The sequence below is a fragment of the Sphingomonas sp. KR3-1 genome, from assembly GCF_040049295.1.
In the GTDB taxonomy this organism is placed as follows: Bacteria; Pseudomonadota; Alphaproteobacteria; order Sphingomonadales; family Sphingomonadaceae; genus Sphingomonas.
In genome coordinates, this window is record NZ_JBDZDQ010000002.1 from 623,634 (window position 1) to 637,660 (window position 14,027).

17 protein-coding genes are annotated in these 14,027 nt (G+C 67.1%); 3 read left to right on the forward strand and 14 right to left on the reverse strand.

Annotated elements, in window-relative coordinates:
- Positions 1 to 6: 6 nt before the first annotated feature.
- The 5 genes from ABLE38_RS14715 to ABLE38_RS14735 all read right to left on the reverse strand — a co-directional run bounded on the left by ABLE38_RS14715 (position 7) and on the right by ABLE38_RS14735 (position 5,651).
- Positions 7 to 828, reverse strand: coding sequence for a cyanophycinase (locus ABLE38_RS14715; RefSeq protein WP_348974978.1), 822 nt, complete (start codon positions 826 to 828; stop codon positions 7 to 9).
- Complete coding sequence (locus ABLE38_RS14720; protein ID WP_348974979.1) at positions 821 to 1,714, reverse strand: isoaspartyl peptidase/L-asparaginase family protein; 894 nt, start codon at positions 1,712 to 1,714, stop codon at positions 821 to 823. Before ABLE38_RS14720 ends, ABLE38_RS14715 begins: the two co-directional genes overlap by 8 nt.
- Positions 1,707 to 4,427, reverse strand: coding sequence for a cyanophycin synthetase (gene cphA / locus ABLE38_RS14725; protein WP_348974980.1), 2,721 nt, complete (start codon positions 4,425 to 4,427; stop codon positions 1,707 to 1,709). The genes ABLE38_RS14720 and cphA overlap by 8 nt, the downstream gene beginning before the upstream one ends.
- 250 nt (positions 4,428 to 4,677) lie before the next feature.
- A complete protein-coding gene (locus ABLE38_RS14730) occupies positions 4,678 to 5,382 on the reverse strand; it encodes a Crp/Fnr family transcriptional regulator (RefSeq protein ID WP_348974981.1) in 705 nt (234 codons plus the stop codon).
- A gap of 11 nt (positions 5,383 to 5,393) precedes the next feature.
- The gene (locus tag ABLE38_RS14735) at positions 5,394 to 5,651 is read right to left on the reverse strand and encodes a hypothetical protein (RefSeq protein WP_348974982.1); all 258 of its coding nucleotides are present in this window, start codon (positions 5,649 to 5,651) and stop codon (positions 5,394 to 5,396) included.
- A 292-nt stretch (positions 5,652 to 5,943) separates the two neighbouring features.
- Here ABLE38_RS14735 and ABLE38_RS14740 point away from each other — a divergent pair, with 292 nt between their 5' ends.
- Together ABLE38_RS14740 and ABLE38_RS14745 are read left to right on the forward strand one after the other, a co-directional pair.
- On the forward strand, positions 5,944 to 7,032 hold the full coding sequence (locus tag ABLE38_RS14740; protein WP_348974983.1) for a catalase family protein: 1,089 nt from the start codon (positions 5,944 to 5,946) through the stop codon (positions 7,030 to 7,032).
- A 37-nt stretch (positions 7,033 to 7,069) separates the two neighbouring features.
- The gene (locus ABLE38_RS14745) at positions 7,070 to 7,360 is read left to right on the forward strand and encodes a UvrB/UvrC motif-containing protein (protein WP_348974984.1); all 291 of its coding nucleotides are present in this window, start codon (positions 7,070 to 7,072) and stop codon (positions 7,358 to 7,360) included.
- Between the two features lie 8 nt (positions 7,361 to 7,368).
- Here the strand turns inward: ABLE38_RS14745 and ABLE38_RS14750 are convergent, their stop codons facing one another.
- Positions 7,369 to 7,542, reverse strand: a complete 174-nt coding sequence (locus tag ABLE38_RS14750) for a hypothetical protein (RefSeq protein ID WP_348974985.1) — start codon at positions 7,540 to 7,542, stop codon at positions 7,369 to 7,371.
- Between the two features lie 144 nt (positions 7,543 to 7,686).
- Between ABLE38_RS14750 and ABLE38_RS14755 the strand changes: the two genes are divergently transcribed.
- Positions 7,687 to 7,908: a hypothetical protein gene (locus ABLE38_RS14755; protein ID WP_348974986.1), complete on the forward strand. Its 222-nt coding sequence runs from the start codon at positions 7,687 to 7,689 to the stop codon at positions 7,906 to 7,908.
- Here the strand turns inward: ABLE38_RS14755 and ABLE38_RS14760 are convergent.
- The 8 genes from ABLE38_RS14760 to ABLE38_RS14795 all read right to left on the reverse strand — a co-directional run bounded on the left by ABLE38_RS14760 (position 7,905) and on the right by ABLE38_RS14795 (position 13,977).
- On the reverse strand, positions 7,905 to 8,327 hold the full coding sequence (locus tag ABLE38_RS14760) for a low affinity iron permease family protein (protein ID WP_348974987.1): 423 nt from the start codon (positions 8,325 to 8,327) through the stop codon (positions 7,905 to 7,907). The genes ABLE38_RS14755 and ABLE38_RS14760 overlap by 4 nt on opposite strands.
- A gap of 105 nt (positions 8,328 to 8,432) precedes the next feature.
- The gene (locus ABLE38_RS14765; RefSeq protein WP_348974988.1) at positions 8,433 to 9,431 is read right to left on the reverse strand and encodes an SDR family oxidoreductase; all 999 of its coding nucleotides are present in this window, start codon (positions 9,429 to 9,431) and stop codon (positions 8,433 to 8,435) included.
- Positions 9,432 to 9,488: 57 nt separating this feature from the next.
- Positions 9,489 to 10,253, reverse strand: coding sequence for an SDR family NAD(P)-dependent oxidoreductase (locus tag ABLE38_RS14770; protein ID WP_348974989.1), 765 nt, complete (start codon positions 10,251 to 10,253; stop codon positions 9,489 to 9,491).
- A gap of 5 nt (positions 10,254 to 10,258) precedes the next feature.
- On the reverse strand, positions 10,259 to 11,449 hold the full coding sequence (locus ABLE38_RS14775; RefSeq protein ID WP_348974990.1) for a zinc-dependent alcohol dehydrogenase: 1,191 nt from the start codon (positions 11,447 to 11,449) through the stop codon (positions 10,259 to 10,261).
- Complete coding sequence (locus ABLE38_RS14780; RefSeq protein ID WP_348974991.1) at positions 11,449 to 12,042, reverse strand: SRPBCC family protein; 594 nt, start codon at positions 12,040 to 12,042, stop codon at positions 11,449 to 11,451. Before ABLE38_RS14780 ends, ABLE38_RS14775 begins: the two co-directional genes overlap by 1 nt.
- A 125-nt stretch (positions 12,043 to 12,167) precedes the next feature.
- A complete protein-coding gene (locus ABLE38_RS14785; RefSeq protein ID WP_348975223.1) occupies positions 12,168 to 12,431 on the reverse strand; it encodes a DksA/TraR family C4-type zinc finger protein in 264 nt (87 codons plus the stop codon).
- A gap of 275 nt (positions 12,432 to 12,706) precedes the next feature.
- Complete coding sequence (locus ABLE38_RS14790; RefSeq protein ID WP_348974992.1) at positions 12,707 to 12,949, reverse strand: hypothetical protein; 243 nt, start codon at positions 12,947 to 12,949, stop codon at positions 12,707 to 12,709.
- Between the two features lie 122 nt (positions 12,950 to 13,071).
- Positions 13,072 to 13,977: an arginine deiminase family protein gene (locus ABLE38_RS14795; protein ID WP_348974993.1), complete on the reverse strand. Its 906-nt coding sequence runs from the start codon at positions 13,975 to 13,977 to the stop codon at positions 13,072 to 13,074.
- Between the last annotated feature and the right edge of the window lie 50 nt (positions 13,978 to 14,027).

Below are 14,027 nucleotides of genomic sequence, written 5' to 3' on the forward strand. Positions count from 1 at the left end.
AGCGTGCTAATCGGTTCTCTCCTCACGGTTCGTAGCGGCTTCGCCGGGCATTCTGCGCTCGAGGTCGAAGCGGTCGCCTGCGCTCAGCACGTGCAGGCGCACATCGTGCATCGACAGCGTACGCTCGGGCCGTGCCTCGGCGATATTGGAATGGGTGACGCTGGAGCCGTCGACGATATAGACTGCGCCCGCCCCGATCACGCCGAAGCAGCAGCCTTCCACGACGATCGCGGTGTCCTCGTCGATGCCGATGCCGAGCACGCGCGGGTTCTGCGCAACCGCGCCGAGCAGCCGGCCGATCCGACCCCGCTCGGCGAAGTGTTGGTCGATGATGACGTCGGGGACCAGGCCGAGGCCGGGGGCCATGTGCAGGTCGCCGACACGGTGCGATTCCGAGCTCGTCCCCTTGACCAGCATCGTCTCGCTCATCACAGAGGCGCCCGCCGAGGTTCCGGCAATCAGCCCGCCACGTTCGTGCAGCTCGCGAACCATCCGCTCGATCGGCGTGTCGCCGATCTGGCTGGAAATGCGCAGTTGGTCGCCGCCGGTGAAAAAGACGCCGGCCGCGCCCTGCAACAGCTCGGCGAACCGCGCGTCGCGCGTTTCCCCGCGCTCATGGACATAGAGTTCGACCAGGTCGGTGACGCCGAGGGCGCCAAAGGCTTCCTTGTACGCGTCGAAATAGCCTTCGGGCTCGTGGCTCGCGACGGTGGCGATGACGAGCTTTCCGTCGCGCACCCGGTCGGCGACGTGCTTGAGGATGACGCGGTCGTGTTTCTTGTCCTCATGCCCCCCGATGATGATGAGGGGCCCTGGTTGATCAGTCATGGTCGAGGACGTCCTTGAGTTCGGAGGAATGGAGCGCGGCCCGCGGTTCGGGCAGCCAGCTCGCATGCAGCGCGAGGGCGAAATGCTCGCTGTTATGGGCCACGCCGATCCGGCCCGCCCGATCGATCACGATCGCCCCGGCTTCGCCGCCGACACGCGCAAGCCTGGCGATCGCGGCCTCGGCCGCGGGGGTGGCCTGCATGGTCTCCAGCGCCTGCATCACGCGTGCGGCGAGCATGGTCCGCAGGATGCTCTCGCCGTCGCCCGAGAAGGCGACGCCGCCGAGCTGGTCGTCCGCGTAGAGGCCGGCCCCCGGGATCGGCGCGTCGCCGATCCGTCCGGGATGTTGGCCGGTCAGTCCGCCGGTCGAAGCGGCCGCGGCGATATGCCCGGCGGCATCGATCGCAACGCAGCCGACCGTGTCGTGTTCGGGGCTGCCGGCAGCGGCAGGGGGAGACGCCAGCGGCTCGGGCTCGCAAAGCGCGATGCCATGGTCGCGCGCGAAACGCTCGGCGCCTTCGCCGACGAGCAGCACCGGCAAGGCGTCCAGCATCATGGCCGCGCCGCCGATCGGGTTGCGGATCCTGCGCACCGCGGCGACGGCGCCGACCGCGAGCGTGGTCCCGTCCATAATCGCCGCATCCATCTCGATCTCGCCATCGGCGTTGGGCACCGAGCCGATCCCGGCGTTGAAGGTGTCGTCGTCCTCGAGATGGCGCACCGCCGCTTCGGCGGCTGCGACGGCGCTGCCGCCACCACGCAGGATCTGCGCGCCGATCCGCGCGGCGGCGAGGCAGCCGGCGCGGTTGGCCTCCGCCTTGTCCGGCGCGATCGACTTCGCCCCGCCATGCACGATGAGGGCCCAGCACCCATTGGCATCATGCATGCGCTGCGGCCTTCGACTCGGCGGCTTCCGCCGTTGCCGGCTCGAAATCGCGGACGAGCCGCCAGACGCGCTCGACCGCGGTCGGCATCAGCACGACCAGGTCGCCGGGCGCCGCCATCCGCAGGCATGCCTCGGCCGCCCGATGTTCGTCGACGATCCGGCGGATGCGCTCGGGCGCGAGGCCCGAGCCAAGGGCTGCGTCGGACATCAACGAGGTGACCTCGCCTTCCTGCCGCCCGCGTCCGTCGGGCGCTTCGCGGAACACGATCTCGTCGAAGATCGCGCCGGCGAGGCGGCCCATCTCGGCGATATCGGCGTCGCGCCGGTCTCCGGGGATGCTGACCATGCCGATCACCCGCCCGAAGCGCTCGCGCATCTTGCCGATGACCTGGCCGAGCGCGGTCAGGCTCGCAGGGTTATGCGCATAGTCGACGATGACGCGGAAGCCGTTGCTGTCGTCGATGTTGAGCCGCCCGGGGCTTTCTTCGAAGGAAGAGGTGAAGCCTGCCAGCGCGCGCCGTACCGTCTCGACCGGCACGCCGTGCGCGAGCGTCATCGCGGCGGCAGCCAGCGCATTCTCGATGTTGAACTCGGCGATCCCGCCGATGGTCGCCGGAATCTCCGCGGCGGGCATCACGGCGATGCGCTCGCCATCCCGGTGCAGAACGATCGTTCCGCCATAGGAGCCGGTCTCGCGCACCACCGCCATGCCGCCGGCCTGGACATGATCGCGCAGCCGGGGCGGCATCAGCGTGTCCCCGAACATCGAGAACCAGACAGGTGTGCCGCCCGCGTGGCGGGCGATGCGCTCGCACATCGGATCGTCGGCGTTGAGGATCGAATGGCCGCGTCGGGCGACGCTCTCGACGACCACCGACTTGACGTCGGCGAGGTCCTCGAGCGTGTCGATGCCCTTGATCCCGAGATGGTCGGGGGTGACATTGAGCACTGCGCCCACATCGCAGCGGTCGAACCCCAGGCCTTCGCGCAGGATGCCGCCCCTGGCGGTCTCGAGTATCGCGGCGTCGACCTTGGGATGGCGCAAGATGGCGCGCGCGCTCTTGGGGCCGCTCGCATCGGCCTCCTTGGTCAGCCGGCCGTCGATATAGATGCCGCTGGTCGTGCTCATACCGATGGTGAGGCCATGCTCGCACAGAATGCGAGCCACCATGCGGACCGTGGTCGACTTGCCGTTGGTGCCGGTGATCGCGAAGATCGGGATGCGGCTGCGCGAGGGCCGCGGGAACAGCGCGTCGATGACCGGGCCGGCCACGTCGCGCGGGGTTCCGCTCGACGGCTCGAGATGCATGCGGAAGCCTGGCGCCGCATTGACCTCGACGATGCCGCCGCCGGTCTCCGCGACCGGTCGGGCGATGTCGCTTGTCAGGAAATCGATGCCGCAAATGTCGAGCCCGACCACCGCGGCCGCCTGCTCGGCGACCGCGATATTGTCCGGATGGATGGCATCGGTGCGATCGACCGCCGTGCCGCCGGTCGAGAGGTTGGCGGTCTCGCGCAGCACCACTTCCTCGCCCGCCATCGGGACGCTTTTGAGCGTCCTGCCGCTCTTGGCGAGCAATGCCTCCATCGCGGCGTCGGGGACGATCCGGGTCAGGACATTCTCATGTCCGATACCGCGGCGCGGGTCGGCGTTCAGGTCGGCGATCAACTGCTCGATCCGGTGCAGGCCATCGCCGATCACGCGCGCCGGCACGCGCTCGGCGACCGCGACGACCTTGCCGGCGACGACGAGGATGCGGTGATCGTTGCCCGCCACCTGTTGTTCGACGATCACCCGCCGCGAATGCGCGCCGGCGCGTTCGAAGGCCGAGCGGACCGCTTCCTCGGAGTGCAGGTCGGTGCTGACGCCGCGCCCATGGTTACCATCGAGCGGCTTGACCACGACCGGATAGCCAAGCCGCGTTGCCTCTTCCGCCGCGGCGTCGGCGGTGCGCACCACCGTGCCGCGCGGGACCGGGAGGCCAGCCTCGCTGAGGAGGCGCTTGGTCAGGCTTTTGTCGGCGGCGATTTCCACCGCGATGTGCGCCGTCGCGCCGGTGATGCTGGCGCGCAGGCGCCGCTGGCGGCTGCCGTAGCCGAGCTGGACGAGGCTATAGTCATCGAGACGCAGCACCGGGATGCCGCGCGCGTGGGCCGCCTCCACAAGGGCGCGGGTGGTGGGGCCGAGCGCGGTCTTGCGCAGCAGCGCTTGCAGCGCCGCGACCATCGCGGGCACGTCGCGGGCGTCCTCGATCGCCGGGACGCCCAGCATGCGTAGGCCATCGATCGTCCCGAGCCGTTCTGGCAGCAGCGCGGCGACGAGCTGGATCGCGAAAGCACCGGCGGCGAGCGCGGTGGCTTCGTCGCGATATTCGTAGAGGATGTTGTAGACGCCGGGCCGGTCCTTGACGGAGCGCGTCTTGCCGCGCGTGACCGCGCTACCGGCCAAGGTCTGCAGTTCGAGCGCGACGTGCTCGATGATGTGGCCGAGCCAGGTGCCGTCATGAAGCCTGCGCAGAAATCCACCGGGCTCGCGGTAACTGCAGCCGTGATTGGCGAGTCCGGGCAACAGGACGGCAAGCTGATCGGCAAAGCCCGGCAATTGATCGCTGGGCCAGCGCTCAAGCTCGCCCAGATCGATCTGGATCCGGACCATCGGCCGTACGGAATAGAGATGCGGGCCGCGGTACACGCTGCGCTCCAGCACCCTCATCCCGCACGCGCCGGCAGCTTCGTCTGAACGGGCCGTGCCCGCTCGCCGCTCTAACGCCGTCATATTTGCCCCATGGTATCGGCCGGACTGGGCCTTCAGATGGCGCAAAAACACTGGGGCGGCGGTCGCAGTTCCGCGACTCCGCGCCAACCTTAACCCTTGTTATCAAGAAAGATCGCCCATGGGCTCTGTTGCATTGGAGTCCGGCCGACGCCCTGTCGCGAGCCATGCGGGGGCGGCGACGATCAGGCTAGCGCGGCTCCTTCTCGAGATAGAGATATGCCGGGTTGAACTCGGCAATCGCGTGAAGCCGCTCCAGGTCGAAAATCCTGACACGGCCGCGCTGCATATCGGCGACGCGGTCCTCGCGCAGCAGCTTCAGCGTGCGATTCACGTGCACCGGGGTGAGGCCGACGCATTCGGCAAGATCCACCTGCGTCAGCGGCAGCCGGAACTCGAGGCCGTTGGTCAATCCGACCAGGCCAAGGCGGACATGTGTCTCGGACAAGAGATGCGCGATACGCGCGATTGCCGACCGACGCCCGAGCGAGAGCTCCCATTCGCGGTGGACCGCCGCGTCCATGTTGGTCGTGAACCAATAGAGGCGGGTCAAATGCGGGTGGTCGTGGGACAAGAGCTGCAACCGCTCATGCGGGACGACCGCGATCTTGCAGGCGGTCAGCGCCATGATGTTGTGATCGAGGCGCTTGAGCGTGAAGCTGTGGAGATCGACGAAATCGCCTGCGACGTGGAGCTCGCTGATCTGGCGCTGCCCGTCGTTCAAGTCCTTGTAGCGACACATCAGGCCTTCGAGGAGCAGCGTCGATATGGTGATCCGCTGGCCGGCGCGGATCAATGTCGACTTCGCCGCAACGTCGCGGGTCTCGCTGATCAGATTTCGCAGAACCTGTTCTTCTTCGGCGCTGACGTCGTCGCGCGCTCGAAGCTTTGCCAAGTGCTTCTCGATCATTCCTCACCCTTGTCCGGTGCTCGCAATTTTACCGCTTCGCTGAACGGAACGGAACGCAGAACGGATCCGGCCCGGTCGCAAATGTCGAGCCGGCCGTTGAGATCGATCAGTCCGGATTCCAGCTCCTCGCCGAGGAGCGACCGGATCCCGGTGAGCGCCTGCTGGCGCGCTGCCTCGAGGTCGGGCAATTCCATGCCCTCCGGATCTTCCGTAAGCCCCGTTCCATTGTGCACATTGAAAAAATAGCGTTGCATCAGTCTGTCCATGCGGCCTGAGGGAATGAAGGCTTCGACATCGGGATCGCCCGTTGACCTCCACTCGTATCGAGCCAACCCCGCTGGGTGCCCGGGGTTGCGCCGAAATGCGCGGACTTAACGTCGGTTAGTACGAAATCGCGAACGCTCGCCGTGCCAGCGCGATGCAAGGCTCGGCTGAAAGGCCAGCCGGGCCGATGCGCGCGCCGCTTACAGGCGCTGGCCGATTGTACCTCGGGAACGCACGCATCGGACAAGGGTTGGTAGCGAGGAATGGCCAGGAAAAATCGCGATGGATCAGCCGGTTCGCTACAGCCCGTCGGTCGAACAGGTCGAGCCGGACGAAGCGGAGACGATCCAGGGTCTCGAGGAACAGTTCCAGAAGATCCTCGATACGACCTCGCAGGATTACGGCCATGCCGTCCGCTCGGTGCACGCCAAGGGGCATGCTATCGCCCGCGGCACGCTTCGGATCGCGCAAGGGCTGCCGCCCGAGCTCGCCCAAGGCCTGTTCGGGGTGCCGGGCGAGCACGAGGCGATCCTGCGCTTCTCGACCAACGCCGGCGACATTCTCGACGATGCGATCCGGCTGCCGCGCGGAGTCGCGATCAAGGTGCTCGGCGTCGAGGGCGAGCGCCTGCCCGGCAGTGAGGGCGACACCACCCAGGATTTCGTCCTTGTCAATGCGCCGGCCTTCGCCGCGCCCGACGCCAAGAAGTTCCTGACGAACCTCAAGCTGCTCGCCGCGACCACCGACAAGGCCGAGGGCGGCAAGAAATTGCTGTCGGCGGTGCTGCGCAGTTTCGAGTCCGCTCTCGAGGCGGTGGGCGTCCAGTCGGCGATGTTGAGCACGCTGGGTGGCGCCAAGCCGGTCCATCCGCTTGGTGCGACCTATTTCAGCCAGACGCCGTTTCGCCATGGCGATCATATCGCCAAGTTCCAGCTCGTGCCGGTCTCAGCCATCAAGGACTTCGCCGACGCAACGATCAACGCCACGGGACGTCCCGACGCGATCCGTGCGGCGATGAACGAACTGCTCGCCGAGCAGGGCGGCATCTGGGAGTTTCGCGTGCAGCTCTGCACCGACTTGGAGACGATGCCCATCGAGGACGCCTCGGTGGCCTGGGACGAGGAGGCGTGCCCTTTTCGTACAGTCGCGACGCTCACGGTTGCGCCGCAACGCGCCTGGGTCCAGGGCGAGAGCGAGAAGACCGAGGACGCCCTGTCATTCGCGCCCTGGCATGGGCTCGCGGCGCACCAGCCGCTCGGCGGCGTCAACCGTGCGCGCAAGCGTCCCTATGCATTTTCTTCGGCCTATCGCGCGCGGTTCAACGGCTGCCCCATCCACGAACCCCGGACGCTCGAGGAACTGGGCGCTTGAAGGTTGCGTCCTCCGCACCTTTGATCGGCCCGGCGGAATGACCGAGACGCTCGCCGAACTCCAGCGGATGATGGAAGTCGCCGCCGAGGCGATGGATTTCGAGCGCGCCCGAACGCTGCGCGACCAGATCAGCCTGGTACGCGGCGGCGCCACGCCTGAGGAGGCCGCGCAGGCCGAAACCGCCGGGCTGCGGCGCCAGCAGCCTGGTGCGATGGGATTGGGCACCAGCCAGCAGCGCGTCACGCCTCCGCCGGGATGGAAGCCGCCGCCCAAGCCGGATCCGATGACGCGCGGCAAGGGCAGGCGGCGCGCGCGAGATCAGGCCTGAGCGGGCGCTCACGCCGGGCCGGCGGGTTCCGTGGAGGCTTCCGTCCCGCCCGCCACGATCGCGTCGTAGCGGTTCGCCAATTCGCGGTGGAGGCGCGCTACCGCCGGATCCTGGGCCTTGTCCGCCAGTGCCCGCTCGACCTCGGCGCGGCGGGCATAATAGTCCGATGGATTGTCGGTCATCGATCGTTCCCTATTCAAAAGGCTTCCCACAATGGCCCGCACGCGTCGGCTCGCATCAGCGGGCGGCGCTTAGATGGGTTTTGCGCGCACCGTGTCAACGCGGGCGAACTAAGTAGCGGATTTTTATGACGTTTCTGCTGCGCAATGGATGGCACGTACGTCGCGCTGCAGCGTTCGCATGGAATGGATGAAGCACGCTTCACGATCAAGACGGTCTCCATGCGCGATCTCGAGCGCTGGGCGCAGGGCCTGGCGCTTGCCTATCCGCTCGGCGAGCCGCGCGACTTCGACGTGCTTATGCGCGAGCTCGACGCCGTGCCTTGGCCGCCGGAGGGTATGGCCCCGGAGGACAGGCGGCAGCTTTAGTCCGAGCCGCTATGGCGCGCGAGCAGCTCGTCGACCGAGGCGTCGGCCGATTCGGCTCCCGCGTCGCCGCTGCCCGCTTCGCGTTCGAGCGCATCACGGATCGCGCAAATCTCCTTGTCGGTCAGATGCTCGATGCCGATGAACTCGGGCCGCGCCTTGTTGACCGCGCGCAGCAGTTCGTCGAGCTTGGCCTGGATCGCCGAGCCGTCACGGTTCTGGCTGTTTTGGATCAGGAACACGGCGAGGAAGGTGAGCACCGTGGTCGCGGTGTTGATCACCAGCTGCCAGGTATCGGAATAGTGGAAGACCGGGCCGCTGACCGCCCAGACGATGCAGCACAGCGTGGCGAGGATGAACGCCAGCGGATGACCCATCACGGCAGCGCTGCGCGAGGCGAGCGCGGTAAAGAAGCGGTTCACAGGCGATTCCTCTCTCGATTGTCCCCGGCGAACGTTTCGCAAGCTTTATGGTGCCGGGCGGAGCCCACGCTTGAGCGGGACGCGGAACTGCGGGGCTCCGTCGCCTCAGCCGGGAGACCGCCGGCGCCTCCAAAGCGCATAGGCGCCGGCAGCCGCTACCGAAGACAGGAGCAGGGCGCCGGTCAGCCGAGGCCGCAGGACCGCCTGGGTGTAGGGGCTGAGGGTGAAGCCGCGCTCGTGCGGCGACCGCTCCTCGCCGTCCGTGCCCGGGCCGAATAGATTGCTGCCCTTGGACTTCACCATGGCGCGGTCGTGGAGGAAGGGGATGATCAGCGGCGCGAGGCGCTCGAACAGCGCCGGGAAATGCTCGGAGAACAGCACCTGCGCGCGACCGGCACCCCCGACGGTGACCTCGCGGCGAGGGCGCTCGGCACAGCGCAGGATCGCCTCGGCGACGAGACCCGGATCATAGGGTGGGGGCGGGATCATCGCCTCGCCATCGAGATGGTTCGCCGCGTGAATGCCGATGGGCGTCGCGATGCCCGAGGGCTTGATCAGGCAGACCGCTACCGGCGAGCCAGCAGCCTTCAATTCGATGCGAAGCGAGTCGACAAAGGCGCGCACCGCGTGTTTCGACGCGGCATAGGCGCCCATGATCGGCGTACTCATGTCCGCCGCGATCGATGCAACGGTGATGAGGTTTCCGGCGCGGTCGCCGAAGCGCTCGAGCGCGACGTGCGCACCGTTGACGACGCCGAAATAATTGGTGCGGAACAGGCGCTGATGCTCGTCGTCCGGCGTGTCGGCGAGCGTCGCATAGATCGCAACGCCGGCATTGTTGACCCAGGTGTCGATGCGGCCGAACCGCGCGATGCCGGCATCCGCCGCCCGCGCCAGCGAGTCCCGGTCGCCGACATCGGCGATCGCGAAGCAGGCCTGTCCGCCTTGCGCTTCGATGCCGCGCACGATGTCCGCCAGCGCAGCCTCGTTGCGCGACACGAGGATCACCTTCGCGCCGCGCGACGCGGCGAGCCGCGCGGCGACGAGCCCGATTCCCGAGCTCGCCCCCGTGATGAGAATGGTCTGATCGCCGAGCGGCGGCATGTCAGGATGCCGCTGCGCGACGAGCGGCGCATGCGTCGCCCCGGCTTGCCGTTGGGGTCACGCGTCGCCGCTGCCCGGTTCGGCCATGCCGCGGTGCATCTGGGCCGGCACCGATTGCGGCAGCACGCCGGCCGCGGCAACCTGGAGCTTGTTCATCCAGCCCGAGATGATCGTGTCCTTGCCGGCGTTGAGCGCGTCCCAGCCATCCTTGGCGACATCGGCCGGATCGGCCTTCTCGCCCTGGCCGACCTTGGTGTCGTCCATGCCGGCCCGGTGGAAGAAGTTGGTCTCGACCGGGCCCGGCTCAAGCGTGGTGAGCGTGATGCCCTTGTGGTCCTTCAGCTCGTTGCGAATCGCGGCGGTGAAATTGTCCACGAACGCCTTGCTGCCGTTGTAGACCGCCGAGAAGCTGCCCGGCATCCAGCCGGCGATCGAGCCCGTGACGAGCACCTTGCCCTCACCCTGCGTCACCATCTGCTTGAGGACCTTCTGGAGCAGATAGGCTGTGCCGGTGACGTTGGTGTCGATCACATGGCGCCACTCGGCGATGTCCTGATCGAGGAATGCGCCGCCCAGACCGTGCCCGGCATTGGCGCAGAGCAAGTCGATGTGACGCTCGCCGATCGCGCCGAGCAGCCGGTCGACGCCTTCGATCGTCGAAAGGTCGACCTCCAGCGTCTCGGCGCCGGCGATTCCGGCTGCGGGGTCGACGAAGGGCGTGTCCGCGACCAGCAGCAATTCGTAGCCGTCGGCCGAGGCGAGCTTCGCTAACTGCGCACCGATGCCGCTCGAGGCGCCGGTGATGATTCCGAATTTCGCCATGGTGCTCACTCCGCTGCGAGTGCCAGGCCGGGCTTGAGCACGACCTTGGTCACTTCGTTCTGATTGTCGTGGAACATCTTGTAGCCGTCCGGGGCCTGCTCGAGCCCGAGCGTGTGGCTGATCAAGAAGGTGGTATCGATCTTGCCTTCCATGATCGCGTTGAGCAGCGCGGGCATATAGTGCTGGACGCTGGTCTGGCCGGTCTTGAGCGTCAGGCCCTTTTCCATGAAGGCGCCGAGCGGGAACTTGTCGACGAAGCCGCCATAGACCGCGGGCATCGAGACGCGGCCGCCCTTGCGGCAGGCATGGATCGCCTGGCGGATCGAATGGGTGCGATCGGTGCCGAGGAAAGTCGATTTCTTGATCTGGTCGATGACGTTGTCGACGAAGAAGCCGTGCGCCTCGAGCCCGACGGCGTCGATCACCGCGTCGGGGCCGATGCCGCCGGTCATCACCATCAGCGCCTCGTAGGTGGCGCTTTCCTCGAAGTTGATCGTCTCGGCCCCGAACTTCTTCGCCAGTTCGAGCCGGTGCGGGAAATGGTCGATCGCGATGACGCGCTCCGCGCCCATCAGGAATGCCGACTGGATGGCGAACAGGCCAACCGGGCCACAGCCCCACACAGCGACGGTGTCGCCGGGCTCGATCTGGGCATTCTCGGCTGCCTGCCATCCGGTCGGCAGGATGTCGGATAGGAACAGCACCTTCTCGTCCTCGACGCCGTCGGGGATTACGATCGGGCCGACATCGCTGAACGGCACGCGGACATATTCGGCCTGGCCGCCGGCATAGCCACCGGTCAGATGGCTGTAGCCGAACAGCCCCGACATCGGCTGGCCGTACATTTCCTGGCCGATATCCTGATTGTCTGCGGGCAAGCCGTTGTCGCAGGCGGAATATTGGTGCTTGCCGCAATGATAGCAGCTGCCGCAGGCGATGGTGAACGGCACGACGACGCGCTGACCCTTTTGCAGCGTCGACTTGGCGCCGACCTCGACGACTTCGCCCATGAACTCATGGCCGAGGATATCGCCGGCCTGCATCGTCGGGATATAGCCGTCATAGAGATGGAGGTCGGAGCCGCAGATCGCGGTGGAAGTGATCTTGATGATCGCATCGCGCGGATTGAGGATCTCGGGATCGTCGACCGTGTCGACGCGGACGTCGTGCTTGCCGTGCCAGGTGAGCGCGCGCATCAGTTCTTCTCCTCATCGAGCTGCGCGCGGGTGCGCGAAGACGTGGCGATCTCGCCGGTTTCCATGAGTTGCTTGAAACGACGCAGGTCGCGGCGTGCCTGGATCGCGGGCTCGCGCTGGAACATCTTTGCGATCACCTTGCCGATCACACCGGCGGGCGGATCGTAGAGGATGGTGGCGGTGACGACAGTGCCGCGGGCGCCGGCGTCGCGGAACTCGATGCGGCCGCTATTGGGCACTTCGGCGCCTTCGTCCGAGGACCAGGCGATCAGCGCGTCCTCGATCTCCTCGGTGACGGTCGCGTCCCATTCGACGGTCTTTCCGCCCGGCGCCTTGACCACCCAATGCGACCGGGTCGGCGACAGGACATCGATGCGCTCGACATTGTCCATGAAGGTCGCGAGGTTCGCGAAGTCGCGCCAATAGGCGAAAAGCTCCTTGCGCGGACGATTGATCGTAACAGCACGCCCGATCAGCGTGTCGCCGCGCGGATCGACGAGCTGGCCGGAGGCGATGTCGACCGCGGCGGAGGCGTGCTTGGACGTTGCCAGCGGCGCGTCGTCGGCGCGGGCTGGCTCCAGGATCTCGGACATGAACGGCTCTCCTATGGGTCCTTCTCAAACCCTGGCCGACCTTCGCCGTTCCCGACGGTCGCAACATAGAGCAAGATTTCGTCTTGATTATCAGCGATTAAGTGGCGGTGGGCGCGGCGAGCCGCTCAGCGGAGCTGGCTGTCCTTGCTTCCGCGCCGATTGAACGCAGAGAAAGCCGGTTTGCGGTCCCGCGTCGACTGGCATTGCACGCAGGTCCGGGCGCTCGGCAGCGCCTTGCGGCGTGCCTCGGGAATTTCCTCGCCGCATTCCGCGCAGTGAGTATCGCCTTCGCCCGAGGCCATACGCGCGCGCGCGAACTGGACCGCGTCCGCGACCGTGTCGTCGATCTGATCCTGCACCGCGCCGTCGCGCGTCCATCCACCGGCCATGTCCACCACTTTTCCGAATTGTTCTTCGCCATGAACCAACGCGCCGGGCCGGCGCGCGATCCGGTAAGGTCAGCGGAACGCGGGTTTTGGTGAGCGCACACTGGCGGGCTTCTGCGAAGCCGCCAGGGTTCGCGCATTGACGGGCCCGCGTTGCACACTCGGGAGCGCCTTGGGGACGCGGCAGCGGCTGGCGCACGGCCCGCGCGCGCACGCCGCCGCGCCAATGGCGGCGTCCCGAGAGTGCGTATCAGGGACGGACTTGTGTCCGTCCGGGATCAGGAAATCTGACGCATCAGCTCGCTGAGATAGATGCGCGCGATCGGCTGTCTGTCGGCATCCTGGATATCGAGCGTGCCGCGGACCGCCTCGGGGCCGCAACGCACGCATCTGCGCAGCACGGCGCGCGCGCGGCTATTGGCCTTTTGCAGCGCTGCCATGAGGTTTGGCAGTTCGTGCGCTTCGTCCTTGAAGGCGATGTCGGGACCGGCGCGGTTGAGATGGAAGATATAGTGCGGCACCCGGCGATAATGCGCGGCCGCTCAATCGGTTGCGCATGCTGTCCCGGATGTCCGTCGCGCTAGTTTGCTGCGATCGATGCCGGTCCTGTGGCGCTGGCGTTGCAAAGGCGTGGGTATGCCGCTCAAGCGCGTGCGAGCGGCATGGTCACGCAATGCAGTCCGCCGCCGCACGCCGCGAATTCCGATATGTCGACCGGAACGGTTTCGAAGCCCGACCGCCATAGCAGCGCCTCGAGCCGCGTCTCTCCTTTGGCGACGAGCACGGTCTGCCCGTCCAGCGACAGGATGTTGCAGCCGAGCTGGCGCGATTCCGCCGGCAGTACGGGGAGGATATGGATGCCGCGCGCCTCGAGCGCTCGGAGAAATTCCTGCGGCAATGCGTCGATGCAAGCCAGCGCTGTGCGCGCATCGACCATGCAGAAGATGGTGTCGAGATGGAGATGATAGGCGTCGAAAGGACATAGCAGGACGTCCCAGCCATGCGTCCGGAACAGCGCCGCCAGCGTCTCGGCACCAGCGAGGCTGGTGCGTTCGCCGGACCAGCCGATGATCGCGAGACCGTCGCGCGCGACGCAGACGTCGCCACCCTCGACCGTGCCGCGCTCGATCCGGCGCACCGGGCCGGCGTCGAGTTCCGAAAGATAGCGCGCGACATGATCGACTTCGCGGCGGCGATGACCCAGCGCCGGATTGAGCAGCACCGGCCCCCAGGGCGTGACGACCGCGGAGTCGCGGGTGAAGCACAGGTCGGGGAGGCCGGGCAGGGGATCGAGCATATGGCAGCGCACCGCGTGCCGCTCGAGCGCGGCGCGCAGGTCGCGGTGCTGCGCAAGCGCCTTGTGCGTGTCCGTCTCGAATCCCCGGTCTAGGCTCTCGCGCGTGACCGAGCAGCACGGCACCGGGCTGAGATGAGCAGGTGCGCACAGCAGCACGTCGGTGAGGCGGTCGCTTTCGCAGCGGACCGACCAGCGCGGCGCATCGCGGCGCGAGGCAAGGCCGGCGGGGATATTCAGAAACTCGGGCTTCATGGGGCCTCATTGGATTGCCGCGCCGGGGCAAGGGGCGCATCGTTCGCGTT